The 24511-nt window shown below is 62.5% G+C and carries 26 protein-coding genes; 6 read left to right on the top strand and 20 right to left on the bottom strand.

Annotated elements, in window-relative coordinates:
• Window positions 1-41: 41 nt before the first annotated feature.
• Both AB7951_RS10660 and guaB read right to left on the bottom strand, forming a co-directional pair.
• Window positions 42-668, bottom strand: coding sequence for a hypothetical protein (locus tag AB7951_RS10660; RefSeq protein WP_089263866.1), 627 nt, complete (start codon window positions 666-668; stop codon window positions 42-44).
• A 245-nt stretch (window positions 669-913) separates the two neighbouring features.
• The gene (guaB, locus tag AB7951_RS10655) at window positions 914-2401 is read right to left on the bottom strand and encodes an IMP dehydrogenase (protein ID WP_089263865.1); all 1488 of its coding nucleotides are present in this window, start codon (window positions 2399-2401) and stop codon (window positions 914-916) included.
• 310 nt (window positions 2402-2711) lie between these two features.
• Here guaB and AB7951_RS10650 point away from each other — a divergent pair, with 310 nt between their 5' ends.
• From AB7951_RS10650 to AB7951_RS10635, 4 genes are all read left to right on the top strand, one after another.
• Entirely contained in the window at window positions 2712-4187 is a 1476-nt protein-coding gene (locus tag AB7951_RS10650; RefSeq protein WP_115029190.1) for an MFS transporter, read from the top strand.
• A gap of 3 nt (window positions 4188-4190) precedes the next feature.
• The gene (locus AB7951_RS10645) at window positions 4191-4454 is read left to right on the top strand and encodes a hypothetical protein (RefSeq protein WP_120292185.1); all 264 of its coding nucleotides are present in this window, start codon (window positions 4191-4193) and stop codon (window positions 4452-4454) included.
• Window positions 4455-4657: 203 nt separating this feature from the next.
• Window positions 4658-5194 (top strand): TetR/AcrR family transcriptional regulator, encoded by a 537-nt coding sequence (locus tag AB7951_RS10640; protein ID WP_439061695.1) that lies wholly within the window; start codon window positions 4658-4660, stop codon window positions 5192-5194.
• Between the two features lie 66 nt (window positions 5195-5260).
• Window positions 5261-6127 carry an EamA family transporter gene (locus AB7951_RS10635; RefSeq protein ID WP_441255772.1) on the top strand — a complete coding sequence of 289 codons (867 nt, stop codon included), beginning with the start codon at window positions 5261-5263 and terminating at the stop codon, window positions 6125-6127.
• A gap of 21 nt (window positions 6128-6148) precedes the next feature.
• On the opposite strand, the gene AB7951_RS10630 is transcribed toward AB7951_RS10635, so the two are convergent.
• Together AB7951_RS10630 and AB7951_RS10625 are read right to left on the bottom strand one after the other, a co-directional pair.
• Window positions 6149-6859, bottom strand: coding sequence for an RlmE family RNA methyltransferase (locus AB7951_RS10630; protein WP_068730972.1), 711 nt, complete (start codon window positions 6857-6859; stop codon window positions 6149-6151).
• 90 nt (window positions 6860-6949) lie between these two features.
• The gene (locus AB7951_RS10625; protein ID WP_120292183.1) at window positions 6950-8029 is read right to left on the bottom strand and encodes a Ppx/GppA phosphatase family protein; all 1080 of its coding nucleotides are present in this window, start codon (window positions 8027-8029) and stop codon (window positions 6950-6952) included.
• Window positions 8030-8246: 217 nt separating this feature from the next.
• On the opposite strand from AB7951_RS10625, the gene AB7951_RS10620 reads away from it, so the two are divergent.
• On the top strand, window positions 8247-10619 hold the full coding sequence (locus AB7951_RS10620; protein ID WP_120292181.1) for a xanthine dehydrogenase family protein molybdopterin-binding subunit: 2373 nt from the start codon (window positions 8247-8249) through the stop codon (window positions 10617-10619).
• A gap of 86 nt (window positions 10620-10705) precedes the next feature.
• Here AB7951_RS10620 and AB7951_RS10615 read toward each other — a convergent pair whose 3' ends face one another.
• The 12 genes from AB7951_RS10615 to AB7951_RS10560 all read right to left on the bottom strand — a co-directional run bounded on the left by AB7951_RS10615 (window position 10706) and on the right by AB7951_RS10560 (window position 21051).
• Window positions 10706-11149: a hypothetical protein gene (locus AB7951_RS10615; RefSeq protein WP_320444484.1), complete on the bottom strand. Its 444-nt coding sequence runs from the start codon at window positions 11147-11149 to the stop codon at window positions 10706-10708.
• Between the two features lie 80 nt (window positions 11150-11229).
• Window positions 11230-13350 carry a sodium-translocating pyrophosphatase gene (locus AB7951_RS10610; protein ID WP_120292179.1) on the bottom strand — a complete coding sequence of 707 codons (2121 nt, stop codon included), beginning with the start codon at window positions 13348-13350 and terminating at the stop codon, window positions 11230-11232.
• Between the two features lie 408 nt (window positions 13351-13758).
• Window positions 13759-14757, bottom strand: a complete 999-nt coding sequence (thiL, locus tag AB7951_RS10605; protein ID WP_439061696.1) for a thiamine-phosphate kinase — start codon at window positions 14755-14757, stop codon at window positions 13759-13761.
• Between the two features lie 2 nt (window positions 14758-14759).
• Window positions 14760-15302 carry a transcription antitermination factor NusB gene (nusB, locus tag AB7951_RS10600; protein ID WP_093761462.1) on the bottom strand — a complete coding sequence of 181 codons (543 nt, stop codon included), beginning with the start codon at window positions 15300-15302 and terminating at the stop codon, window positions 14760-14762.
• A gap of 4 nt (window positions 15303-15306) precedes the next feature.
• Window positions 15307-15798 (bottom strand): 6,7-dimethyl-8-ribityllumazine synthase, encoded by a 492-nt coding sequence (ribH, locus tag AB7951_RS10595; RefSeq protein WP_089263855.1) that lies wholly within the window; start codon window positions 15796-15798, stop codon window positions 15307-15309.
• A 212-nt stretch (window positions 15799-16010) separates the two neighbouring features.
• Window positions 16011-16625, bottom strand: coding sequence for a riboflavin synthase (locus tag AB7951_RS10590; RefSeq protein ID WP_120292175.1), 615 nt, complete (start codon window positions 16623-16625; stop codon window positions 16011-16013).
• Window positions 16625-17779, bottom strand: a complete 1155-nt coding sequence (gene ribD, locus AB7951_RS10585) for a bifunctional diaminohydroxyphosphoribosylaminopyrimidine deaminase/5-amino-6-(5-phosphoribosylamino)uracil reductase RibD (RefSeq protein WP_120292173.1) — start codon at window positions 17777-17779, stop codon at window positions 16625-16627. Before ribD ends, AB7951_RS10590 begins: the two co-directional genes overlap by 1 nt.
• Entirely contained in the window at window positions 17776-18258 is a 483-nt protein-coding gene (nrdR, locus tag AB7951_RS10580; protein WP_068732542.1) for a transcriptional regulator NrdR, read from the bottom strand. Before nrdR ends, ribD begins: the two co-directional genes overlap by 4 nt.
• Before the next feature lie 72 nt (window positions 18259-18330).
• Window positions 18331-19632, bottom strand: a complete 1302-nt coding sequence (gene glyA / locus AB7951_RS10575; protein WP_120292171.1) for a serine hydroxymethyltransferase — start codon at window positions 19630-19632, stop codon at window positions 18331-18333.
• Between the two features lie 203 nt (window positions 19633-19835).
• Window positions 19836-20120 (bottom strand): BrnA antitoxin family protein, encoded by a 285-nt coding sequence (locus tag AB7951_RS10570; RefSeq protein ID WP_120292169.1) that lies wholly within the window; start codon window positions 20118-20120, stop codon window positions 19836-19838.
• Window positions 20110-20370 (bottom strand): BrnT family toxin, encoded by a 261-nt coding sequence (locus AB7951_RS10565; RefSeq protein WP_120292167.1) that lies wholly within the window; start codon window positions 20368-20370, stop codon window positions 20110-20112. Before AB7951_RS10565 ends, AB7951_RS10570 begins: the two co-directional genes overlap by 11 nt.
• A 54-nt stretch (window positions 20371-20424) precedes the next feature.
• A complete protein-coding gene (locus tag AB7951_RS10560) occupies window positions 20425-21051 on the bottom strand; it encodes a glutathione S-transferase (RefSeq protein WP_120292165.1) in 627 nt (208 codons plus the stop codon).
• Between the two features lie 222 nt (window positions 21052-21273).
• Between AB7951_RS10560 and AB7951_RS10555 the strand changes: the two genes are divergently transcribed.
• Window positions 21274-21642, top strand: a complete 369-nt coding sequence (locus AB7951_RS10555) for a nuclear transport factor 2 family protein (protein ID WP_120292163.1) — start codon at window positions 21274-21276, stop codon at window positions 21640-21642.
• A gap of 973 nt (window positions 21643-22615) precedes the next feature.
• Here AB7951_RS10555 and AB7951_RS10550 read toward each other — a convergent pair.
• The 4 genes from AB7951_RS10550 to ldtR all read right to left on the bottom strand — a co-directional run bounded on the left by AB7951_RS10550 (window position 22616) and on the right by ldtR (window position 24381).
• Window positions 22616-22837, bottom strand: a complete 222-nt coding sequence (locus AB7951_RS10550) for a hypothetical protein (protein ID WP_068732570.1) — start codon at window positions 22835-22837, stop codon at window positions 22616-22618.
• Window positions 22838-22872: 35 nt separating this feature from the next.
• Window positions 22873-23103, bottom strand: coding sequence for a hypothetical protein (locus AB7951_RS10545; protein ID WP_089263849.1), 231 nt, complete (start codon window positions 23101-23103; stop codon window positions 22873-22875).
• 207 nt (window positions 23104-23310) lie between these two features.
• Complete coding sequence (locus AB7951_RS10540; protein WP_439061697.1) at window positions 23311-23667, bottom strand: hypothetical protein; 357 nt, start codon at window positions 23665-23667, stop codon at window positions 23311-23313.
• A 201-nt stretch (window positions 23668-23868) separates the two neighbouring features.
• Window positions 23869-24381 carry a transcriptional regulator LdtR gene (gene ldtR / locus AB7951_RS10535; RefSeq protein ID WP_068732529.1) on the bottom strand — a complete coding sequence of 171 codons (513 nt, stop codon included), beginning with the start codon at window positions 24379-24381 and terminating at the stop codon, window positions 23869-23871.
• Between the last annotated feature and the right edge of the window lie 130 nt (window positions 24382-24511).

Genomic DNA, 24511 nt, shown 5'->3' with positions numbered 1-24511 from the left:
CGATGATCGCGCGCCGCATTCAAAACGTAAACCGGCAAATATCAGGCCGTGATCTTCGCCAGCACCTTGTCGAATGCTGCAGCTGCGCTGTCGAGATCCTTGAAGGACAGACCGCCATCGGCCGACTGCTTCTGCGCCGCCGTTGCCGTCGGACGGATTTCAGCCACCGGCTTGCCACCATCGAGCATCGTCAGCGGTGCGATCACCTGAAACTCATGCGCCTCGATCGGCTGATCCTTGAGCAGGAACACGCTGAGCGACGCGATATCCGTGCCGCGGCGATAGGAGATGTAGCGATCCACTGCGACCGAGCCGTCGCGTTGCATGCCGCCGAGCTTGGCATGGCCATCGGAGCCGAGCAGCTTGTGCGCCTTGAAGCCCTTCACGCCTTCGGACTTCGCCTTGGCGGTCGCTTCGGAGAGATCGTATTTCTCGGCCATCGCCTTGCCGACGGTTGCGAGCTCCGCCGACATGTCATGCTCGAACTGCTTGGCCTCGCTGCGCGGCTGGCCGATCCTGCGCGGCTTGTCGGCATTACGCTTGGCGAGCTCGGTGGTGCAAAGCTCCACCAGCGCCGTGACCTCGCGGCGTGTGGCGTTCTCACGCAGGTTTTTCAGTTGCGCGGTGTCGAGAGCCGCAATGCGTTCGTCCGTCCATTCAATGGCCATAGTATCCAACGTTCTTTTCTGCGGGTGTTACTTCGACGCGTGACGAGGTCATTGTCGAAAATGAGCATCACAACGCGGCGCGGAGCCAAGCTCCGCGGCCGGGTCCGTCCGGCCCTGGAAATCCATAACGGGACATCCATGGCCGACAGCGCACGTGACGCGCGAACAGTAGCGCGTTTTCGCCGATCTGTGGGGCTCAATTTAGGCAGCGATGCCTATGCGGCACTGCAATAGCGTCGTGATAGTTAAGCACCACCCGGATAATTCGGGCTTTCGCGGGTAATCGTCACGTCATGCACGTGACTTTCGCGCAGTCCGGCGCTGGTGATGCGGACGAATTCTGCCTTGTCGTGGAATTCGGTCAGCGTCTTGGCGCCCACATAGCCCATGGCGGCGCGCAGGCCACCGGCGAGCTGATGCATCACATTGGCCACCGGGCCCTTATAGGGCACCTGGCCCTCGATGCCTTCCGGCACGAGTTTGAGCGTGTCCTTGATGTCCTGCTGGAAGTAGCGATCCGCCGAGCCGCGGGCCATGGCGCCAACCGAACCCATGCCGCGATAGGCCTTGTAGGAACGGCCCTGCCACAGGAACACTTCGCCGGGGGTCTCGTCGGTGCCCGCAAGCAGCGAGCCGACCATGGCGATGTCAGCGCCGGCAGCGAGCGCCTTGGCGAGATCGCCCGAGAATTTGATGCCGCCGTCGGCAATGATCGGAATGTTGTGCTTCTTCGCGGCTTCCACCGCATCCATGATCGCAGTGAGCTGCGGCACGCCGACGCCGGCGACGATGCGCGTGGTGCAGATCGAGCCCGGGCCGATACCGACCTTGATCGCATCGGCGCCCGCATCGATCAGCGCCTGCGCGCCTTCGGTGGTGGCGATATTGCCGGCGATCACCTGCACGGAGTTCGAAATCTTCTTGATGCGCGTCACGGCTTCCAGCACGCGCATGGAATGACCATGCGCGGTGTCGACGACGACGACATCGACGCCGGCATCAATCAGACGTTCGGTGCGCTCGAAACCACCCTCGCCCACAGTGGTTGCGGCAGCTACACGCAGACGTCCCTGCGCGTCCTTGCTGGCAAGGGGATGCGCGACGGCCTTGTCCATGTCCTTCACGGTGATCAGGCCAACGCAGCGATACTGATCGTCGACGACGAGCAGCTTCTCGATGCGATGCTTGTGCAGCATGCGCTTGGCTTCATCCTGGCTGACGCCTTCACGCACGGTCACGAGATTCTCGTGCGTCATTAGTTCGGAAATTTTCTGGTTCGGATTGCTGGCGAAGCGCACGTCGCGGTTGGTGAGAATGCCGACCAGCTTGCCGGGGACGTCCTTGCTCGCACCGGTGACGACGGGAATGCCGGAGAAGCCGTGCTCGCTCATCAGCGCCAGCGCTTCGGCCAGCTTGGCATCGGGGCCGATGGTGAGCGGATTTACCACCATGCCGGACTCGTACTTCTTGACCTGGCGCACCTGGGCAGCCTGGCCTTCCGGATCGAAGTTGCGGTGGATCACGCCGAGGCCGCCGGCCTGCGCCATGGCAATCGCCATGCGGGCCTCGGTGACGGTATCCATCGCCGAGGCGATGATCGGAATATTGAGCGGAATGGCACGGGTGGCGTGGGAGCGGATATCGGCGTCGGAAGGCAGGATGTCCGACAGGCCGGGCTTCAGCAGAACGTCATCGAACGTGTACGCTTCGCGGATCTTCTGAACGACTGCCATTGCCAACTCCATGCGGCGACCTCGGGATCGCGGTAGAAACCTCTGGATGCACCAATTCGACGGCGGCGCAGGACACCGTCGTCGAATCTGAACCCATAAGTAGGATTGGCGGTGGTCGATAGCATGCTGCTGCGCGAAATCAAAGCGTTTGGCTGCCATGCACAGGGATTTTAGGCGTTTTCGGCCTTCAGCCGGGCGGGCGCAGTCACGGATGATTTAGGAGGTATTCGGCCTCTCGCAATAGCCCACGCCCCGGCAGGATGTTAAAGCGCCCGCAGCTTGGGCACTCGTAAGAATCATCAATAATTTCATGAATAAAGAACGCCTGATCCCGCTGATCGTCGCCTCCGCTTTGTTCATGGAAAACATGGACTCCACGGTGATCGCGACCTCACTGCCAGCCATCGCCGCCGATATCGGCACCAGCCCGCTGACGCTGAAGCTGGCGATCACCTCCTACCTGCTCTCGCTCGCGGTGTTCATTCCGGCCTCCGGCTGGACCGCCGACCGCTTCGGCGCACGCGCCGTGTTCTCCATCGCCATCGGCGTGTTCATGATCGGCTCGATCGGCTGCGCGCTGTCGCAATCGGTCACGCATTTCGTCATCGCCCGTATCATCCAGGGCCTCGGCGGCGCCATGATGACGCCGGTGGGACGCCTCGTGCTGCTGCGCTCCATCGACAAAAGCGCGCTCGTCAGTGCCATGGCGTGGATGACGGTGCCGGCGCTGATCGGCCCGGTGATCGGACCGCCGCTGGGCGGTTTCATCACCACCTACTTCTCGTGGCACTGGATCTTCCTGATCAATATCCCGATCGGCTGCCTCGGCATCTATCTTGCGTTGCGCTTCATCGATCCGATCCGCTCGGAGGATCCGGAGCGCTTCGATCTGCTGGGCCTGGTGCTGGCCGGCGTCGGGCTCGCCGGCATTGCCTTCGGCCTCTCGGTCGCGGGCCTCAATCTGCTGCCATGGCCGATCGTCGCCGCACTGGTCGGCATCGGCACGGTGTCCATGACCCTCTACGTGATCCACGCCCGGCGCACGGCGTCTCCCGTGCTGGACTTCTCGCTGATGCGGCTGGTGACCTTGCGCGCCGCCATCATCGGCGGCTTCCTGTTCCGGCTCGGCATCGGCGCATTGCCTTTCCTGCTGCCGCTATTGATGCAGGTCGGCTTCGGCCTGTCGCCGTTCCAGTCGGGCATGGTGACCTTCGGCTCGGCAGTGGGCGCCATGGGGATGAAGACATTGGCGGCGCGCATCATCCGCGCCTTCGGCTTTCGCAATGTGATGACCGTCAACGCCGTGGTGAGTTCGGTATTCCTTGCTGCCTGTGCGCTGTTCACGGTGACCACGCCGCTGATGCTGATCCTGATCATCCTGGTGGTCGGCGGCTTCTTCCGCTCGCTCGAATTCACCGCGATCAACACGGTTGCCTATGCCGAGGTCGAGACAGCACAGATGAGCCGCGCTACCACGCTGGTCAGCGTCAACCAGCAGCTGTCGATCTCCGCCGGCGTCGCGATCGGTGCATTCTCTGTGGAATCCACCATGCTGATGCGCGGCATGACCGAATTGTCGGCCGCCGATTTTGCACCGGCCTTCCTCGTGGTGTCCGTGATCTCGGCCGCCTCGGCCTGGTTCTTCTGGCAGATGCCGGACGACGCCGGCCACGAAATCTCCGGCCGCAAGGTGATCGATATCGCCAGCCGCAAGGGCGAGGCAAAAGCCGCAGTCAAGGCGGCCAGCGAAGGCACCGCAGATGCAAGGGATCAGAAGCTGGGGTGAGTTGTGACGCGCTCGCAATGGGCCATCGGCATCGCCACGATCGTCCTCACGATCATCGCCGGCGTCATGTCGTTCGATTATGTGAACAGGCGATTTCCGCCGAAGCCCGCGCCGGTTGAGCAGGTGACCGAGCAGGACGCCAAAGCGCAGACCGATCCGGCTGCCGCTAAAACACCGCCGGCCTGCGTCGAGCGTGATGGATCCTGGCGAAACTGGTCATGGCCGAACGTGCCGATGCTGTCGCCGAAGTGCGAGAGCGCGAAGTAAATCATCCGACCGTAAGATGACGAGAGCCGACAGATCGCCCAAAGCGCGCCCTGTCATAAACTCCCCGCGCCCATCACCTTAAGCTGTCATTTGCAATTAACGACCAATCGGTCCATATATCACTAATGGAACATCATCCCCCTGTGCGGTTGCCGCGCGGCCGCCCCCGAGGCTTCGACACGGAAGCTGCTATCGAGCGCGCCATGAACGTGTTCTGGTCGCGCGGCTATCATGCCACGGCGCTTCCGGACCTTCTTCAGGCGACGAACCTCTCGCGTGGCAGTCTCTACGCCGCCTTCGGTGACAAGCGCGGACTCTTCCTGCGTGCGCTCGATCGCTACATTGCCGACGCCCTGCTACGGATGGACATCGAACTCGACCCGCGTGGCGCGCCAGTCGCTGGTCTACGGGCCTACCTTGCTGGTTACGTCGATCGGACGAGTGGCGCCAATGGTCGCCGCGGATGCCTGCTGGTCGCGACAGCCATGGAGTTGGGTGGCCGCGACCCGGAAGTCGATCGCCGCATCGGCAGCTTTTTCAAAACTATGGAGGCCAAAGTAGCCAATGCGCTGTCGCGCGCGAAGGCCGCAGGCGAGTTGGCTCATGGTGTCGAGCCTGCAAGCGCGGCGCGACTGCTGGTCTGCTTTGTCGAAGGGCTACGTGTCGTAGGTAAAACACGTCCGACACGAAGCACATCGCAAGCCACCGTTGACGCTCTTCTCGAACGCTTCAGCAGGTAACGCGTCAACGCGCTGCTGGTTGAACGCACCTATATCTGGACTGAACAGTCTTGAATGGAAAGTGTCATGTCGCTCATCCAGATTGTCTGCGCGGTGATGGTGCCCTTGCTTTGGGGTTATCAGTTCGTGGTCATCAAGGTGGGCATTGTGGAATTTCCGCCGCTCTTCTTCCTTGGCCTGCGCTTTCTGGCTATGGCATTGCTGCTCGTTCCGTTCGTCAAAAAGCCTGCACGTCAGGAGCTCAGCCCTGTCGCCGCGATCTCGGTCTTTCTTGGTGGGCTGAACTTCGGCCTCTTCTATGTCGGCCTCGGGCTCGGCTCCGGAAGTATTTCGGCCGTCGCATATCAACTCGCCACGCCCTTCACCATCCTATTGGCTTGGCCGCTGCTCGCGGAGAGACCGTCTCTCGTAACGTCTAGTGGGGTGTTGCTGGCATTTCTCGGCGTGGTCGTGCTTGCAGCGGGGCCTGGTCTGTCTGCAAACGCTATTCCGATTCTGCTGGTGGTCGGGGCAGCACTCGCCTTCGCGGTCGCCAACGTCTTAACGAAGCGGCACGGACCCTTTGACCCCTTGATGTTGACGGGCTGGTCCTCTCTCTTCACGGTGCCGCAGGTGATGCTGATGTCGTTTGTCCTTGAAGATGGACAATTGACGTCCCTCGTCACGGCGGATGAACGTGGTTGGCTCGCGCTCGCCTACACCGTTTTCATCGGAGGAATTGTTGGATTTGGCCTTTGGTTCTGGCTCATCGCTCGCTGCACCATGGGCCGCGTGGCGCCATTCGGTTTGCTTCTTCCGGTCTTTGCCCTGATTTCAAGCGTGCTGTTCCTTGACGAGCACATCACTCCAACGTTGATTGTCGGGGCGCTGCTCGCCATCTCCGGTGTTGCCGTCACACAAGTGAGATCGAGCACTCTACCAAATCGGACTTAGAGTCGCGTATGCGCTCACAGCCTAGTTGTCGTGCTCACCGAGCCGGTGATCACCCGCCACGCCGCGAAAACCCATCGCCAGCACGTAGCGCTCCGACGAGTCCTTGCGGCTCGCGGCCGGCTTCACATGTTTCACCGTCGCGAAGTCGCGCTTCAGCTGGGTCATCAGCGTGGCGTCGGCGCCGCTCTGGAACACCTTGGCGACGAAGGTGCCGCCGGGCTTGAGCACGTCAGCGGCGAAGGCCGCAGCATCCTCGACGAGGCCGACGATGCGGAGCTGATCGGTCTTGCGGTGACCGGTGGTGTTGGCCGCCATGTCGGACATCACCACATCGGCGAGCCCGCCCATCATCGCCTTCAATCTGTCGGGCGCATCATTGTCGAGAAAGTCCATCTGGGCGAAAGTCACGCCGACGATCTCCGGCATTTCCAGGAGATCGATGGCCACCACCTGCCCCTTGCCCTCGGCCGAGCCGACGCGCCGCGCCGCGATCTGGCTCCAGCCGCCAGGCGCAGCGCCGAGATCGACCACGGACAGGCCGGGCTTCAAGAAGCGGTACTTATCGTCGATTTCGATGATCTTGTAGGCCGCGCGCGACCGCAGGCCGTCCTTCTTGGCCTGCTGCACATAGGGGTCATTGAGCTGGCGGTCGAGCCAGAGCTTCGACGACAGTTTCATTCTGCCGGCGCTCTTGACCTGGATCCGCAGGCGTCCGGTGGTGTCTTTGGCCATGGTCTCGTGCTTGCTTTCAGCTATTCGCGTTTCCCTTAGCACGGCATGGCGGGAAACCCGAATATTCGCTCTGAATCGGGAAAATCAGGCTCAGGAGGCGCGGATCGCGCCGTCCTCGCGCATCATTTCCACCAGCATGCCCTCGCGCAGCCCCCGATCCGCCACACGCAGCCGCGGCAGGGGGAACGCGTTGCGGATGGCGTCCAGAATGGCACAGCCACACAGCACCAGATCGGCACGGTCGGGGCCGATACACTGGTTGGCGGCGCGTTCCGCGTAGGTCATGTCGAGCAGCCTGGCGATGGTCTCGTCGAGCTCGGCATTGCTGAGCCAGATGCCGTCGATGCGCCGGCGGTCGTAGCGCGCCAACCCCTGATGGACGCCGGCCAGCGTGGTTACGGTGCCCGAGGTGCCCAGCATGTGCATGCCGTCGAGATCGCCGGCATGTTCGGCGGCGAACGGCGCCACGTGTCTGGCGACCTCCGCAATCATCTGCGTGTAGCTGTCCCGGGTCACGTGCTTGCCGCCGAATTTCTCGGCCAGCGTCACCACGCCGAGCGGGATCGACATCCACGCCTTGATCAGCGGTTTGCCCTTGGGATCCGTGGGATCACGCTCGATGCGCACCAGTTCCGACGAGCCGCCGCCGATATCGAACAGGATGGCACCGCGGCCCTGCGGATCGATCAGCGGCGAGCAGCCAATCACAGCCAGCGCCGCTTCGGTCTCGCGGTCGATGATCTCCAGCGTGATGCCGGTTTCGCGCGCCACCTGGTCGAGAAACGCGTCCGAATTCGAGGCCGCGCGGCAGGCCTCGGTTGCGATCAGCCGCAGCCGCTGTGCGTCCCGCGCGCGGATCTTGTCGCGGCAGATGCTGAGCGCCGAGATCGCGCGGGCAATCGCGGCGTCGCTGATCACGCCGGATGTCGAGACGCCCTCGCCCAGCCGGATGATCCGTGAAAACGAATCGACCACGCGAAAACTGTCGCCCGTGGGACAGGCGATCAGGAGACGGCAATTATTGGTTCCGAGATCGAGCGCGGCATAGGTGTTGGCGCATGCGGCTTCGCGCCCGCCGTCGGCCAATGCCGCAACCAATCCCTGCACACCCTCGCCCGGCCGAGCGTTGTCCACCTCATGGCCGCCGCGAAGCCGCGTGTCATCATCCATTCAATCTGTCTTTCCGCGACCGTTCCGGCCGGCGTGGAAACCTTCTTGGAAATATCTTTCACGGAAAGTTTAGCAGGGCACAGGATCAGCGCAACCTTGGCGCACCCCCATGCCCAATCGTCCGTTGTCGTACAGGTCACGCTGCCTTATCTCAGGGACTTACAGGGGCGCGCGCCCGTGCCAAATCCTGGAATCATCCACATTTGATGGATTCATCATGCAAGATTTTACCGGCTCGCCCGTCAACAACGCCATCGCCATGCAGAAATACGGGGTCGGCCAGCCTGTCCGCCGTAAGGAGGACGACACCCTCGTCCGCGGCAAGGGCAAATATACCGACGACATCAACCTGCCCGGCCAGCTCTATGCCTGGATCGTCCGCAGTCCCCATGCCCATGGCGTGATCCGCGGCATCGATACCGAAGCTGCCAAGGCCATGCCCGGCGTGCGCGGCGTCTGGACCGGACGGGATCTCGAAGCCGCCAATTATGGCCCCTTCACCTGCGGCCTGCCGCTCAAGAGCCAGGACGGCACCCCGCTGTTCCAGACCAACCGCCATGCATTGATGACCGACAAGGTGCGCTATGTCGGCGACCCCGTTGCCTTCGTGGTGGCTGAAACGGTCGCGCAGGCCCGCGATGCCGCCGAAGCCGTCGTCCTCGACATCGACGCCCTGCCCGCCGTCACCGATTGCGAGGCCGCGACCAAGCCCGGCGCGCCTGTTCTCTACGACCACATCCCGAACAATGTCGCGCTTGACTATCACTATGGCGACACCCACGCCGTCGAGGCGGCATTCGCCTCTGCCGCCCATGTCGCCAAACTCGACATCGAGAACACCCGCGTCGCCGTGGTGTCCATGGAGCCACGCTGCGCCCTCGCGACATACGAGAAATCCGGCGGCCGCTATGTGATCCAGGTGCCGACCCAGGGCGTCGCCGGCAATCGCAATACGCTGGCCAAGCAGCTCAACGTCGCGCCCGACAAGGTCCGCATCCTCACCGGCAATGTCGGCGGATCGTTCGGCATGAAGAACATCAGCTATCCCGAATATATCTGCCTGCTGCATGCGGCGAAGGAACTAGGCAAGCCGGTAAAGTGGCTCGACGAGCGCTCCTCCAGCTTCCTGTCCGACAGCCACGGCCGCGCGCAGGATATCCATGCCGAACTCGCCCTCGACAAGGACGGCAAGTTTCTCGCGGTACGCCTGAAAGGCTACGGCAATCTCGGCGCCTATATCACCGGCGTGTCGCCAAGCCCGCTGTCGCTCAACACCGGCAAGAATCTCGCCAGCGTCTACAAGACGCCGCTGCTGTCGGTAGACATCAAATGCGTGCTCACCAACACCACGCTGATGGGCGCCTATCGCGGCGCCGGGCGCCCCGAAGCCAACTACTTCATGGAGCGGCTGATCGACCGCGCTGCCGACGAGATGGGCATCGATCGCTTCACACTACGCAAGCGCAACTTCATCAAGCCGTCGCAGCTACCCTTCGCGGCCGCCTCCGGCGTCACCTATGACAGCGGCGATTTCCAGGGCGTATTCGACAAGGCGCTTGCAATTTCCGATCACGCCGGCTTCGCCAGGCGCAAGAAGGACAGCCGCAAGAATGGCAAGCTGCGCGGCATTGCGGTCGGCTCCTATCTCGAAGTCACTGCTCCCCCCTCCGGCGAACTCGGCAAGCTCACATTCGGCCAAGACGGCACCGTGACGCTGACCACCGGCACGCTGGATTATGGCCAGGGCCACGCTACGCCTTTCGCGCAGGTGCTGTCGACGCAGCTCGGCGTGCCGTTCGATGCCATCCGCCTCGAGCAGAACGACAGCGATCTCGTCCGCATGGGCAACGGCACCGGCGGCTCGCGCTCGATCACCGCATCGGGCCAGGCCATCGTCGAGGCCTCGGATCTCGTCATCGCCAAGGGCAAGGCTGCCGCCGCGCATCTGATGGAAGCATCCGAAGCTGATATCGAGTTCAAGGCCGGCCGCTTCACCATTGCCGGCACTGACCGCTCCATCGACATCATGGAACTGTCGCAGCGTGTGCGCGAGGGCAAGATGCCGGACGGCGTGCCCTCCTCGCTCGATGTCGACCACACCTCATCGGACGTGCCATCGACGTTCCCGAACGGCTGTCATGTCGCCGAAGTCGAGATCGATCCCGACACCGGCGTGCTGACCATCGTCAATTACGCGGCGGTCAACGACTTCGGCACCATCGTCAATCCGATGATCGTCGCCGGCCAGTTGCATGGCGGCGTGGCCCAGGGCATCGGCCAGGCGCTGATGGAGAAAGTCAGCTACGACGCGTCGGGTCAGCCGATCACCGGCTCCTTCATGGATTACGCCATGCCCCGCGCCGGCGACATTCCGCTGATGCTGGTCGGCGATCATCCCTCGCCTGCAACCACCAACCCGCTGGGCACCAAAGGCTGCGGCGAAGCCGGCTGCGCGGGCTCGCTCTGCACCATCGTCAATGCGGTGGTCGATGCGCTCAGTGACTACGGCGTCACGCATATCGACATGCCGCTGACCTCCGAGCGCATCTGGCGCGCCATCCAGGACGGCAAGCAGAGCAAGGCGGCGTAAGGTCGACTATCTGAACAAGAAGCCCCGCGATCACATCGCGGGGCTTCTGTGTCGTCTGCGCTAACGCGCCGTGGCCGGCAGGCCCCCTAGCTCTTCGTCCCGTATTTCCGCGCGAAATCCCGCCCGGAGCGCGCGATGCAGATCGCGGCCTGACTCTGATACATCGAGCCCTCGTTCTTCTCTGCGATCTTATCGCATTTCGCACGCGCCTTTTCATAGGCGGCCTTGGTCGCGGGGAGCGCCTTGGGGAGAAAGCGCGGTTCACATTTCGACAGCACGATGCTGGAGAATGCATTATCACCGGACGAACCAAGCTGGCAGAGTTCGAGAATCCGGTATGCGCCTTCGCAGCTGAACTCGGTCTTCATCGCGGCGATGATCGCCTGGTGGAGACCGCCGGCTTTCGAGATCGCAGCCTCGGAGACCGGGCATTGCTCGGCGGCCGAGGCCGGTGCGCTGCAGGCCACAAACAGTCCGATGGCTACGAGACTATGACGAAAACGAACCCGACCATGGGGCAACGGCTGCATGTGGTCCTACCTGATCAAACGAACAACGAAAAATCCCGCGGCTTGCGCCGCGGGATTTTTGCATTCGTGCTCTCGGCCGTCTAGTGCGCCAGGATCGCCAGCAACAACAGCGCCACGATGTTGGTGATCTTGATCATCGGGTTCACCGCGGGGCCCGCCGTGTCCTTGTAGGGATCGCCGACGGTGTCGCCGGTCACCGCGGCCTTGTGGGCGTCGGAGCCCTTGCCGCCGAAATGACCGTCCTCGATATACTTCTTGGCATTGTCCCAGGCACCGCCGCCCGAGGTCATCGAGATCGCCACGAATAGACCCGTGACGATCACGCCGAGCAGCATGGCGCCGACCGCCGAGAATGCCGCCGACTTGCCGACTGCGCCACCACCGGCGATGGCGTAGATGATGAAGTAGACGACGATCGGTGACAGCACCGGGAGCAGCGATGGGATGATCATTTCCTTGATCGCGGCCTTGGTCAGCAGATCCACCGCGCGGCCGTAATCCGGCTTGTCGGTGCCCTGCATGATGCCCGGCTTCTCGCGGAACTGACGACGCACTTCCTCGACGATGGCACTGGCCGCACGGCCCACGGCCGTCATGCCCATCGCGCCGAACAGGTAAGGCAGCAGACCGCCGAACAGCAGGCCGACCACCACATACGGATTGGTCAGCGAGAAGTCCGGCAGCACATCCTTGAAGTACGGATACTTCGCGGCATTGGCGATGAAGAATTTGAGGTCTTCATTGTAAGCCGCGAACAGCACCAGTGCGCCCAGACCTGCCGAGCCGATGGCATAGCCCTTGGTGACCGCCTTGGTGGTGTTGCCCACCGCGTCAAGCGCGTCGGTGGCCTTGCGGACCTCCTTCGGCAGACCGGCCATTTCGGCAATGCCGCCGGCATTGTCGGTGACCGGACCGAACGCATCGAGCGCCACGATCATGCCGGCCAGCGCCAGCATCGTCGTGGTGGCAATCGCGATACCAAACAGACCCGCGAGGCTGTAGGTGACGAGAATGCCGGCGATGATGACGATCGCCGGGCCCGCCGTCGACTCCATCGAGATCGCAAGGCCCTGGATCACATTGGTGCCGTGGCCGGTGACCGACGACTGCGCGATGGACTTCACCGGCCGATAGTCGGTGCCGGTGTAGTATTCGGTGATCACGATGATCAGCGCCGTGACGACGAGGCCGGCGACGCCGCATTCGAACAGCGCCAGACCCGTATACTTCACGCCTGCCAGCGGACCGAAACCGATCAGCCAGTAGATTACGGCGGCAACGCCGAACAATGACAACACGCCGGTCGCGATCAGGCCCTTATACAGCGCGCCCATGATCGACTGGCTGGCACCGAGCTTGACGAAGAACGTGCCGGCAATCGAGGTCAGGATGCAGATGCCGCCAATGGCGAGCGGCAGCGTCATCATGTTGACCAGCAATGGCGAACTCGCAAAGAAGATCGCCGCCAGGACCATGGTGGCGACCGCAGTCACCGCATAGGTCTCGAACAGGTCGGCGGCCATGCCGGCGCAGTCGCCGACATTGTCGCCCACATTGTCGGCGATCGTTGCCGGGTTACGTGGATCGTCTTCGGGAATGCCGGCTTCGACCTTGCCGACGAGATCGCCGCCAACGTCAGCGCCCTTGGTGAAGATGCCGCCGCCGAGACGCGCGAAGATCGAGATCAGCGATGCGCCGAAGCCGAGCGCCACCAGCGCATCGATCACGGTGCGGCTGTTGGCAGCGAGGCCGAGGGCGTGCGTGAGATAGGCGAAGTAGATGGTGACGCCGAGCAGCGCCAGACCCGCCACCAGCATGCCGGTGATCGCACCCGCCTTGAAGGCGAGTTCGAGGCCGCCGGCCAGCGAGATCGTCGCCGCCTGCGCGGTGCGGACATTGGCACGCACCGAGACGTTCATGCCGATGAAGCCGGCTGCGCCTGACAACACGGCGCCGATCAGGAAGCCGAAGGCAACGAGCATGCCGAGGAAGTAAGCCAGCAGCGCGAAGATCACGACGCCGACGATGCCGATGGTGAGATATTGTCGCTTCAGATAGGCCTGTGCGCCCTCTCGCACGGCCTCTGCAATTTCCTGCATCCGTGCGTTACCCGCATCGGCCTTCAACACAGAACTCGTCGCCCAGATCGCGTAAACGATCGACAGTGCCCCGCAGAGCACGATCACCCACAATGCTGTCATGGAATCTGCCTCAGTCCTTCCTGCCCGGCGCCTTGTTAGTTGGCGCATAAAAAGGAGGCCTGCCCAGCACGTGAGGACGGCCTCTCGTTTGATGAGCATGGCAAAATCGGTATCGCCGTGCAACGCTGCCAATGGGCTAATGCAGGATTTTTGGAGGGGCTCTTAACCTCTCCCCGTTCTGCACGGGGAGAGGTCGATCCGGCGTAGCGCAGCGAAGCCGGGTCGGGTGAGGGGCATGGCAATGGCCCCTCCCCTGGTCGGCAGCTTCAGATCGTTCCGAACCAGCAACAGCATTACTTGGTCAAACCGCGTGCCCCGCCCCTCACCCGCCGCGAAGACGCGGCGACCTCTCCCCGCGCAAGATGCGGGGAGAGGTTAAGTCCGCGCTTGCCGGAACAGTGAGGCTAGTCAGAAGTGGCTGTAGGACAGGCGCTTCAACACGATGTCCCTGCCCGCCTGGTCGACGAAGCGCGGCGATGACGCACCTGCAACAATCGTCCCGATGACCGCGACCCGCACGCCCGCCTGATGCGCGGCCTGCACGAAACCGGTCGTGCGATTCTCTGGGATGGTGCAGAGGACTTCGTAATCGTCGCCGCCGGCAACGACCGTTTCGAGACCAATCACACCGCGATCCAGCAGTGCTGCCGCCGGATCCGACAGCGGAATAGCCGATGCATCGATGACGGCGGACACACCCGAAACGGCACAGAGCTTGGCGAGATCGCCGGCCAATCCGTCGGAGACATCCATCGACGCCGTCGCGAAATCGCGCACCGCCAATGCCAGCGCGTTGCGTGGCTGCGGCACGCGATAGCGTGCCACGAGCGCGTCATGTGCGTTACTGTCACCAGCCAGCGCCGTCGCGACCGCGCCGCCTTTCAGCGCCGCAAGGCCAAGCGCGGCATCACCGATCGTGCCACTCACGACCACGCGGTCCCCCACCGCCGCACCGTGGCGGCGGACCATCTTGCCCATCGGAACGCGTCCGAAGGCGGTGACTGAGACCATCAGCGGTCCCGGCGTCGAGACCGTATCGCCGCCGAGCAATGCGCAGCCGAATGTTGCGATGTCTTCGCCGAGACCGCGCGCGAACTCCGCCAGCCACGCCTCATCATGTGTCCGCAGCGCCAGCGTCAGCACAAAGCCGGCCGGCACTGCGCCCTTCGCGGCGAGGTCCGACAGGTTCACCCGCAGCGCCTTGCGCGCAATGGTGTCGGGGGGATCGTCGGCGAGAAAGTGCACGCCCTCGACGATGGCGTCGGTGTTGACGACGATATCCTCGCCGTCTGCCTTGAGCACCGCGGCGTCGTCGGTCAACCCGAACGCGCCGGGATCAGTCGCCAGCGGCTTGAAGTAGCGCGCGATCAGGGTGTCTTCGCCGGATGCGTTGGACCCGGCTGACATGATCAGTGTCCTGCGCGCGAAAACTCTTCCGCGCGAAACTGCCGGGCGATCTGGTCGAGCACCGCATTGACCATGCCGGTCTCGTCGCCTTCCACGAAGGCATGCGCGACATCGACATATTCCGACACCACGACACGGCCGGGAATGTCCTTGCGATGTTCCAGTTCATAGGCACCGGCGCGCATCACCGCGCGCAGGATCGCCTCGATCCGCTGCAACGGCCAGCCCCTGGAGAGCGCATCGTCGATCAGCGGATCGAGCTTGTTCTGGTCGCGCACCACGCCGGACACGATGTCGCGGAAGAACGCCTCCTCGGCGGGGAGATACTGGTCACCCTCGATCTCGCTGCCGAGCCAGAAGCTCTCGAACTCGGCGAAGACGTCGTTGATGCCAGCGCCGCCGACATCCATCTGATATAGCGCCTGCACGGCGGCGAGACGCGCGGCGCCGCGCCGGTTAGCCTTGCGATCACCCTTGGGGACCGGCTTCTTGAGGTCGGCTTTCTTGTCGGACGATTTCTTGTCAGCCGTTTTCTTCTCAGACATCGGCTCAGGCCTTCGCCAGACGGCGCTTGATGCGCAGCACGGACAGTGCCGCACGGGCCGCATCGCCGCCCTTGTTCAATTCACCGGCGCGCGCACGCGCCCAGGCCTGCTCGTCGGTATCCACCGTGATGATCCCGTTGCCGAGGGGCAGCCGCAGATCGACGGACAGATCCATCAGCCCGCGCGACGACTCCATCGAGACGATCTCAAAATGGAACGTCTCGCCACGTACCACGCAGCCGAGCGCGATTGCCGCTTCATAAGGCTTGCCGCTTTTCGCGGCAGCATCGACCGCAATCGCGATGGTCGAAGGAATTTCCAGCGCGCCGGGCACCGTCAACACGTCATGGGTGACGCCGGCTGCCTTCAGCTCAACGATCGCGCCTTCCAGCAGCGCATCCTGAATGTCGTCATAGAACCGCGCCTCGACGATCAGGACGCGCGCGCCCGTGATGTCGGTCTGGTCCTGCAAATGAGCGCGTCGCGCGTCTGCCATATCTCAACCTGTTAAAAACGCTGACAACATCCGCTTACGGTGTATGTCAACAATCGCGCGGTTTTAGTCGTGTGCGGCTGCGAAGCCAAGGGCAATACTCGGCAATTTAGCGCCGTCATGCCCGGCGCATGCCGGGTATCCACGTCTTGGCCGAGCACGAAGACGTGGATGGCCGGGACAAGCCCGGCCATGACGGCCGAGAGGTCGGAGCCTTAAACCGGCATTTCGCTCAGCCGCGCCGCATAGCGGGCCATCAGGTCGACCTCGATATTGACCTCGGCGCCTGCTTCCCACGCCTTGCCCAGCGTGGTGACGCTCAGCGTGTGTGGAATGATCAGCACCGCGAACTGCACGTCATCGACGGTATTCACCGTCAGCGACACGCCATCCAGCGTGATGGAGCCCTTGGTGGCGATGAAACGCGCCAGTTCGCGCGTGGTGCGGAAGGTAATCCGCGCCATGTCCGGCAGGTTCTCGCGCGATACGATGGTGGCGATGCCGTCAGCATGGCCGGCGACGATATGGCCGCCAAGCTCGTCGCCGATCTTCAGCGCGCGTTCGAGATTGAGGCGGGTGCCCAGCTTCCAGTGCTTCGCCGTGGTTATGCCCAGCGTCTCGGCGGCAGCGTCAACGTCGAACCAGGTTTTGCCATTGGCCACGCCGGAGCCGACCACTGTGAGGCAGACGCCATTGCAGGCAATCGAGGCGCCATCGGCGATGGTGGTCTGATCGTAATCGCAGAGAATGCGCAGCCGGTGCAGCTGGCCCTGTGCGATTTGCTGAAGGCTCTCGATCTCGCCGATGTCAGTGACAATGCCGGTGAACATTAGCTTCTTTCGTAGATGGTCAGAGTATCTTTCTCGATCGTCTCGCTAGCACGCTGCACGAAGTCCGGCGACCCGGTGATCGCCGATAGCGGCAATGCATCCAGCGCGGCGATGCCACCCTCGCCGATCTCCTTCGGCCCGCGAAACAGCCAGACCTCGTCGACCAGTCCCGCCGTCACGAAAGACGCCGCGACTCTCGATCCGCCTTCCACCAGCAGCTTCGTAATGCCCTTCTCCGACAAGCTATGCAGCACGGCGAGCAAATCCAGCCCCGGCGGCGGCGCGGTCGTGGTCGGCACGCGCAGCACCTGCGTGCCGGCCGCGCCCAGCGCCATCGCGGCGGGCGCTTCCGACAGGCTGGAGGTCATCACCCACAGCGGCGTCGTACGCGCGGAATGCACCAGTCTGCTGTTACCGGAAATGCGCAGCGCACGATCCAGCACCACGCGCACCGGCGAGCGCTTCATCATGCCCGGCAAGCGACAGGTCAGTTCAGGATCGTCAGCGATGACGGTGCCCATGCCGACCAGCACCGCATCGCATTGCGCCCGCAAGAGATGCACGCGCGACCGCACCATCTCGCCGGTGACGGCGACAGGCTTGTGGCCAGCCGCAGCGATCTTGTCGTCCGGCGACACCGCGAGCTTCAGCACGACATGCGGGCGCTTGTCGCGGATACGCCGAAAATGCCCGGCGTGATCGCGCGCGGCCTGTTCGGCGCAGAGCCCGACATCGACCCTGATGCCCGCCGCACGCAGCCGCGCATGACCTTGGCCCGCCACGTCCGGATTGGGATCTTCAATCGCCGCGACGACGCGCGCGATGCCCGCAGCGACGATCGCATCCGCGCAAGGCGGCGACTTGCCGAAATGTGAGCATGGCTCCAGCGTCACATAGAGCGTGGCACCGCGTGCGGCTTCGCCGGCCTGCGCCAGAGCGACAGGCTCGGCATGGGGACGGCCGCCGGGCTGCGTCCAGCCACGGCCGAGGATGACACCGTCCTTCACGATGACCGCGCCGACCGCGGGATTGGGCCAGGTCCGGCCCTGCCCGCGCTGGCCAAGCGTCAGCGCCAGCTGCATAAAGCGCAGGTCGGTTGCTTTCGCGTCGGCAGATTTTTGAGCGTATTGATCTTCCAGGATCCGGAAGATCATTTTCGGACCACCACCGGCCGGCCGTCGTCGTCGGCATGCAATTCGCCGAGCACGGCCTCGAAGTCCTTCGCCTCGCGAAAATTGCGATAGACCGAGGCGAAGCGCACATAAGCGACATCGTCGAGTCCGCGCAGATGCTCCATCACGATCTCGCCGATGGTCTCCGACGAAATCTCCGCCTCGCCGCCGCTTTCCAGCTCACGCACGATGGCCGAGACCATGGTCTCGACGCGCTCCGGATCGACCGGGCGCTTGCGCAGACTGATCGACAGCGAACGCACCAGCTTGTCGCGGTCGAACGGCACGCGGCGGCCATTGCGCTTGATCACCGTGAGTTCGCGCAGTTGCACGCGCTCGAAGGTCGTGAAGCGGAAGTTACAGGTAACGCAGACGCGCCGCCTGCGGATCACGGCGGAATCTTCCGCGGGACGCGAGTCCTTCACCTGCGTATCGAGGCTATTGCAGTTCGGACAGCGCATTCCAAAGAACCTTCCAAAGAGCCATTCCTGCGCGACCTTCTGACCGCGCAGGTCTCCGCCTCGTAGCAGGCCTTACTGATAGATCGGGAAACGATCCGTCAGCGCCTTGACCTTCTCCTTCACGGCCGCTTCGACCAGCGGTGCACTGCCGTCGCCGGCCTGCGCCACCGCGCTCAGCACTTCGGCGATCATCTCGCCGGTTGCCTTGAATTCGGCAATGCCGAAACCGCGCGTCGTCGCGGCGGGGGTGCCGAGACGGATGCCCGAGGTGATCCACGGCTTTTCCGGATCGAACGGCACGCCGTTCTTGTTGCAGGTGATGCCGGCGCGGACCAGCGCCTTCTCCGAGACGTTGCCCTTCAGGCCCTTCGGCCGGAGGTCGACGAGCATCAGATGGTTATCGGTGCCGCCCGAGACAATGTCGTAGCCCTGTGCACGCAGCGTCTCAGCCAGCGCCTTGGCATTCTCGACAACGTTCTTGGCATAGACCTTGAAGTCCGGCTGCAGCGCTTCCTTGAAGGCCACGGCCTTCGCCGCGATGACATGCATCAGCGGGCCGCCCTGCAGACCCGGGAAGATCGCCGAGTTCAGCTTCTTGTGCAGCGCCTCGTCATTGGTGAGGATCAGGCCGCCGCGCGGACCTCGCAGCGATTTGTGCGTCGTCGTCGTGGTGACATGGGCATACGGCACCGGCGAGGCATGGACGCCGCCGGCAACGAGGCCGGCAAAGTGGGCCATGTCGACCAGCAGATACGCGCCCACGCTGTCGGCGATCTCGCGGAAGCGCTTGAAGTCCCACGAGCGCGAATAGGCCGAGCCGCCGGCGATGATCAGCTTCGGCTTCACCTCTTCCGCCTGCTTGGCGATCGCATCCATGTCGAGGATCTGGTCGTCCTTGCGCACGGTGTAGTGCACCGGCTTGAACCACTTGCCGGACATGTTGACGGGCGAGCCGTGGGTGAGATGGCCGCCGGCTGCGAGGTCGAGACCCATGAAGGTATCGCCCGGCTGCAGCAGCGCCAGGAACACCGCCTGGTTCATCTGGCTGCCGGAATTCGGCTGCACATTGGCGAACTGGGCGCCAAACAGCTTCTTGGCGCGTTCGATGGCGAGGTTCTCAGCGATATCGACGAATTCGCAGCCGCCATAATAGCGCGCGCCCGGATAACCCTCGGCATATTTGTTGGTCATCACCGAGCCCTGCGCCTCCATCACGGCGCGGCTGACGATGTTTTCCGACGCGATCAGCTCGATCTCGTGACGCTGGCGGCCGAGTTCACCCTTGATCGCCTCGGCAATCTCGGGATCGGCCTGAGCAAGCGTGGCGGAGAAGAACGAGTCGGGCGCGGAGCCGGTTTTGGCCGAAGTGGTCATAGGGCAATATCTCCACCGCCGCGGCCTTCTTTCGGCGTGCGGACGGTCACGAGTGGCGATCAGGAAACGGTGCCCCGAATACCATATCTGGCTGGCGGGGCCAAGGTTTTGCGCTTCAGGGCGCGATATTTAGGCAGCAGCGGCAAATGCGGCGATTGCACATGCCGATTGCCTACCGCCCGAAGTAAACGGCGATTCCGCCCCTATCGCTTGACGCCCGCCGCCTTGCGCAGGACCTCATCGATCTTCGATTGCCAGCCCGGCCCCTTAGACTTGAAATGGGTCAGGACGTCCGGACTCAGCCGCAGCGACACGAGCGTTTTGGTGGGCGCCTTGTTGGGACCACGCCCCTTGCGGATCGATTTGGCCAGATCCGGCAAGGCTTCAGCAAAGGGCTTAGCCTTGGCAAAGTCGTCCTTCGTCAATTCCGGGGTGTCGCTGACCTCTCGCATATCTTTGGCGCTATAACCCCGCTTTTTAACGGTCATTGTAGAGCCTCCTCTCATTCTTACTGGCGGGACGCATGCTAATCACGCTCAAGGCCTCCTTTCCGAGAACCACGAACACCACCACAATGACGCCGCGGATATTCCGGCCGACGCCAATCCAACGCTTGGCTTTCACCTGTGACGGCAGAACCAGAGCGCTTTCGAAAAAGGCCTCATCGAGATCGGCGAAATCCAACCCGTGCTTGTCCAGGTTGGCGAGACGCTTCGGCTCGTCCCAGAGGATTTTCATGATTATAATGTAGATACATTATAATCATCGGTCAACGTCCGGAGCGCTCCGTCCCTATTTCGCCAGCCGGTATACCCCGCCCTTCTCGACGCCGCGCTGGAACGCCGGGCGGGCATGCATCCGGCCAATCCAGGCGGCCAGATCGGGATAGGCCTTGAGCCGGTCGAAGCTGCCGGCAACCTCGGCGACGAAACTCATCTGGATATCCGCGCCGGTCAGGCTGTCGCCGACGAAGAACGCACGGCCCTGCAGCGCGCGGTCGGCATGACCGAGATGCCGGGCTATCTCGCTGTCGATCCGCTGCTGCAGCGGCGCGCCGGCCTCCTTCAAGCGGGACACGTAGAGATTGAGCATCAGCGGCAACATCGCCGAGCCTTCGGCGTAATGCAGCCATTCGAGATAGGCCTCATGCTCCGGAGTGCCTTCCGCCGGCCGCATCGCGCCCTTGCCGTAGCGGCGGATGACGTAATCGACGACGGCTGCGGATTCCGCGATGGTCACATCGCCGTCGACGATGACCGGCGACTTGCCGAGCGGATGCACCGCTTCCAGTTCCGGTGGCGCCAGCCGCGTCTGCGCATCGCGCTGATAGGTTGTCAGATCGTAGGGCGCGCCGAGTTCTTCCAGCAGCCAGATAATCCGCTGCGAGCGGGAGTCGTTGAGATGATGAAGCGTGAGCATGGGCGTGTCCTTGTGTTGTCCCCGGCCGGATCTGTAGACCGTCGGCGTGAGAGAAGTCTTCGAGGATTATCGCGCGGAAACAGCGAACAAGAAAATCTTCGCGAGCTTTTCCATGCTAGTTTGCCGGTAAGGCGACTGTCTGTCGTTGTGGAGAGGTTCGGCTCTCCTTCCCCTCTGCACCAAGCCAAGCCGCCAACCTGAGGCCTATCGCAGGAGGTTGAGATGGACGATGTACGGGCCGCCCTGGAGCGTCATTGGACTGCATCGGACGCGAACGATTTCGATATCGAACATGACATCTACCATGAGGATGCGATGCTTTATTATCCCCAATCGGGGGAACGCATCCGCGGTCGGCACAACATTCAGATGAGCCGGCTTGTCCAGCCAAACGAGAAACGTTTTACGGTTCGGCGGATTATCGGCAGCGGCGAATTATGGGTCACCGAATTCATCCTGACCTATGACGGTATACCATCCTACGCGGTGAGCATCATGGAGTTCCGCGAAGGACGGGTGGCCAACGAAACGCAGTATTTCGCCGATCGGTTTGAACCTGCAGTCTCGCGCGCGCATCTTGTCGAGCGATAGTTCGAGTAGCAGAACCGCGACGACAGTGCTTCGATGAGCACGCGTGTGATGAGCGCATCGCGTCCCGCTCGTCATTCCCCACCAACTGGTGTGCCCGAGGGCAGTCCGGACTGCGAAGCGGTCGGCATGAGCCGGCATCCCGATGTGTTCAGCCACCATCGTCATTCCGGGGCGTGCGTCGCCGGCGAAGCCGGCAGAGCGCGAACCCGGAATCCCGACATGTTTGGCGCTGACTAGAGACTCCCATGCTGGGATTCCGGGTTCGCGCGCGCAAAGATGCACGCACGCCCCGGAATGACAGCGTGAGGCGGCAAGACAGCACCTAAACATTTTTTCCTATTCCCGTTGACACCATCCCCATCAGGTTTATATTCCCCTCCGTCCTGCCTCACCGAGAGGGGCGATCGCGATCGTCACGTTCGCGGGGCAGGATGCGGTGGACGCCGGAGATGCGGCGTCACGCGGTTCATGGGGGAACGTCTGTCTTCGGGCAGGACGGATCTGCGCCAGCACTGCCACTAGCAAGGAGACGTTGGCCTTCGGATGGAAAGACCCCTGGACAGTGTGACGGACGACCAAGTCAAAACGCGTTCGGCCCAGTCGCTTGAGGCTCCCTTCCCATCGCCTTGGGACTTTAATTCGCGATCGGAGCGTTCGTCGAGGCAAAGTGCAAGCAACCGAAAAAACACCGCAGGCGGAACGTCGGGCAATCGCTCGGCGCCTCCGAAAGTCCTGATGCACTCTAGATTGCGGAAGACCGCATCGCATCAGGCCCAAGGGTGCAACGGGCACCCGGCGTTCCGCACGCCCTCTCACAAGGGGGCGGGAATGCAAGAGACGACGGCGCCCCCGCGCCGCAAACAATGGGGGCGATGACGCATGTCTGAAGGGCCGTGGCTGTTTGAATTTGAATCTGATGAAGCCCTGGACAGGGCGCCAGCGCTTAAACGCAGCGCTATTGCGCCCTACTCCCTCAAAGGCCGGTAAACCCGGCCTTCACCGGATCGTTGCTGCCATCAAGCTCACGCAAATAGGTCAAGCCGAACACCGTCAGCCGGTGCGGATCCTTCTCGCCGCCGTCGAACAGCGACTGCACATAGTCGGTCACCTTGGTGCGGGCTTCGTCGGATGCCGCCTGGGTGCGGCTCATCATCAGGTCATAGGTGTGCATGATGCGGTCGATGGCAATCTGCATGTCGTCATTTTCCCCGTTGGACATCAGAAAACCGGCTACGCGGCTTCAGCCCGTGCAGCCTGGAATTGCGCGATCGCTCTGTTCGCAAGGCGAAGCTTGTTGTCTTCGCCGCGATGAAACATCCGAACGATGATTTCGAGCAGCCGATCGTTGGTGAGATAAGTGTCGGGGATAGCGCCGGACTTGCGCAGGTAGTTCGCAGCGATGGCATAGGCGTCGCCCACCGCCTCGACATTCATCACTTTCAGACCGCGTTCGACCAGCATGACTTGATCCCTTCCGACTAAGCGATAAGCCGCGAGAATGGAACCGGTTCCACGAGAGACGAAGGAAATTTCGCGAGCGGGCAGAACGGAACGCTGCGCGCTCTCCGCCGACAACCCCGGGATGGAGTGAGCCAACAGGTCACACGAAGCGCGCCCGATGATAAACTCCGCAAAACCCATCAAGGCCTGGCACGAGCGATGCATCGCTCACGCATTTACGATTTCCTCTGGCTTATTTGACAGCCACGAACACACGGCGGCTGGAATTGCGCCGATCAGACCGAGTGCCACGAGTTGCTTGCTGGAGCCGAGAAGCAAGGCCATCACCAACACCGATAGACCGTAGGTAAGAAGTGTCGTCGTCATGACCGCAGGCATGGATGTTCTGGCAATCAGCCAGTCGAGCAAAGCGACCAGGAGCCCCGGCACGATAAAGACGAGATACATGAACACCGGCCCTGTACCGCTATCCACCGCTGCGCCGGTCAGGACGTACGTCACTGCGTAGAACGCGACAGTCGCAACGGCAGGAAAGAGGAGCAGAAAGATCAACAAGCGCTTCATGAAATCATCTCCAATATCTCTGTGTCTGTCTTGGAGGTGTTTTCGTTCAGCAGGCGTGGGATGGGCGTAACGCCAAAGAAAAAGGCGCCCTGCGAGGGCGCCTTGATCAATTTCAGTCTCGCATGCGTCTTGCGCGCATTTCGATGTGCTTTCGGAGGGCAATCCGTCGGCAGTGGTTCGGCGACTTGGAGGTCGAAAGTCTCAGAGACGATACAGAATCTGGTCGGTCCAGAAGCGCTCGAGGCGGTGCAGCGACTTGTTGAGGGTCGCGAATTCCTCGTTGGAGATGCCACCGACCTGCTCGACCGTCTTGACGTGCTTCTGATACAGCGCGTCGACGATGTGGCGGATTTCCTGGCCCTGCGCCGTCAGACGGATGCGAACCGAACGACGATCGACGCGCGAGCGCTGATGATCGAGGAAGCCGAGTTCGACGAGCTTCTTCAGGTTATAGGACACGTTGGAGCCGAGATAGTAACCACGGGTGCGCAGCTCGCCGGCGGTCAATTCCTTGTCGCCGATATTGTAGAGCAGGAGTGCCTGGACCGAATTGATATCAGCGCGGCCGCGGCGATCGAATTCGTCCTTGATGACGTCGAGCAGACGGCGATGCAGACGCTCCACCAACGTCAAGGCTTCCAGATAAAGCGGCTGAACCGGCGCCTGGCCCGGAACGAGATCGACGCTTTCCACCGTCGCAACGGTCTTCATCATGACACTACCCCTGTTGTCGTTTTTATCGACTTATTCGACGAAACTTGTGTCCCGTCTGATAGGGCCAACTTAAGGGGGAGCGTTTGAAGAACCGCTTAAATAAGACAATAAAGAGATCATGAATTTGAGA

It is taken from the genome of Tardiphaga sp. 285_C5_N1_2, from assembly GCF_052076065.1.
In the GTDB taxonomy this organism is placed as follows: Bacteria; Pseudomonadota; Alphaproteobacteria; order Rhizobiales; family Xanthobacteraceae; genus Tardiphaga; species Tardiphaga robiniae.
Note: the sequence above shows the minus strand (reverse complement) of the source record. Positions and strands in the feature narration are given on the sequence as shown.

What these genes read in the sequence shown, in the direction of transcription:
- AB7951_RS10660 (WP_089263866.1), bottom strand. Translation starts at nt 668, where the DNA reads ATGGCCATTGAATGGACGGACGAACGCATTGCGGCTCTCGACACCGCG.
- guaB (WP_089263865.1), bottom strand. Translation starts at nt 2,401, where the DNA reads ATGGCAGTCGTTCAGAAGATCCGCGAAGCGTACACGTTCGATGACGTT.
- AB7951_RS10650 (WP_115029190.1), top strand. Translation starts at nt 2,712, where the DNA reads ATGAATAAAGAACGCCTGATCCCGCTGATCGTCGCCTCCGCTTTGTTC.
- AB7951_RS10640 (WP_439061695.1), top strand. Translation starts at nt 4,658, where the DNA reads ATGAACGTGTTCTGGTCGCGCGGCTATCATGCCACGGCGCTTCCGGAC.
- AB7951_RS10635 (WP_441255772.1), top strand. Translation starts at nt 5,261, where the DNA reads ATGTCGCTCATCCAGATTGTCTGCGCGGTGATGGTGCCCTTGCTTTGG.
- AB7951_RS10630 (WP_068730972.1), bottom strand. Translation starts at nt 6,859, where the DNA reads ATGGCCAAAGACACCACCGGACGCCTGCGGATCCAGGTCAAGAGCGCC.
- AB7951_RS10625 (WP_120292183.1), bottom strand. Translation starts at nt 8,029, where the DNA reads ATGGATGATGACACGCGGCTTCGCGGCGGCCATGAGGTGGACAACGCT.
- AB7951_RS10620 (WP_120292181.1), top strand. Translation starts at nt 8,247, where the DNA reads ATGCAAGATTTTACCGGCTCGCCCGTCAACAACGCCATCGCCATGCAG.
- AB7951_RS10615 (WP_320444484.1), bottom strand. Translation starts at nt 11,149, where the DNA reads ATGCAGCCGTTGCCCCATGGTCGGGTTCGTTTTCGTCATAGTCTCGTA.
- AB7951_RS10610 (WP_120292179.1), bottom strand. Translation starts at nt 13,350, where the DNA reads ATGACAGCATTGTGGGTGATCGTGCTCTGCGGGGCACTGTCGATCGTT.
- thiL (WP_439061696.1), bottom strand. Translation starts at nt 14,757, where the DNA reads ATGTCAGCCGGGTCCAACGCATCCGGCGAAGACACCCTGATCGCGCGC.
- nusB (WP_093761462.1), bottom strand. Translation starts at nt 15,302, where the DNA reads ATGTCTGAGAAGAAAACGGCTGACAAGAAATCGTCCGACAAGAAAGCC.
- ribH (WP_089263855.1), bottom strand. Translation starts at nt 15,798, where the DNA reads ATGGCAGACGCGCGACGCGCTCATTTGCAGGACCAGACCGACATCACG.
- AB7951_RS10590 (WP_120292175.1), bottom strand. Translation starts at nt 16,625, where the DNA reads ATGTTCACCGGCATTGTCACTGACATCGGCGAGATCGAGAGCCTTCAG.
- ribD (WP_120292173.1), bottom strand. Translation starts at nt 17,779, where the DNA reads ATGATCTTCCGGATCCTGGAAGATCAATACGCTCAAAAATCTGCCGAC.
- nrdR (WP_068732542.1), bottom strand. Translation starts at nt 18,258, where the DNA reads ATGCGCTGTCCGAACTGCAATAGCCTCGATACGCAGGTGAAGGACTCG.
- glyA (WP_120292171.1), bottom strand. Translation starts at nt 19,632, where the DNA reads ATGACCACTTCGGCCAAAACCGGCTCCGCGCCCGACTCGTTCTTCTCC.
- AB7951_RS10570 (WP_120292169.1), bottom strand. Translation starts at nt 20,120, where the DNA reads ATGACCGTTAAAAAGCGGGGTTATAGCGCCAAAGATATGCGAGAGGTC.
- AB7951_RS10565 (WP_120292167.1), bottom strand. Translation starts at nt 20,370, where the DNA reads ATGAAAATCCTCTGGGACGAGCCGAAGCGTCTCGCCAACCTGGACAAG.
- AB7951_RS10560 (WP_120292165.1), bottom strand. Translation starts at nt 21,051, where the DNA reads ATGCTCACGCTTCATCATCTCAACGACTCCCGCTCGCAGCGGATTATC.
- AB7951_RS10555 (WP_120292163.1), top strand. Translation starts at nt 21,274, where the DNA reads ATGGACGATGTACGGGCCGCCCTGGAGCGTCATTGGACTGCATCGGAC.
- AB7951_RS10550 (WP_068732570.1), bottom strand. Translation starts at nt 22,837, where the DNA reads ATGCAGATTGCCATCGACCGCATCATGCACACCTATGACCTGATGATG.
- AB7951_RS10545 (WP_089263849.1), bottom strand. Translation starts at nt 23,103, where the DNA reads ATGCTGGTCGAACGCGGTCTGAAAGTGATGAATGTCGAGGCGGTGGGC.
- AB7951_RS10540 (WP_439061697.1), bottom strand. Translation starts at nt 23,667, where the DNA reads ATGAAGCGCTTGTTGATCTTTCTGCTCCTCTTTCCTGCCGTTGCGACT.
- ldtR (WP_068732529.1), bottom strand. Translation starts at nt 24,381, where the DNA reads ATGATGAAGACCGTTGCGACGGTGGAAAGCGTCGATCTCGTTCCGGGC.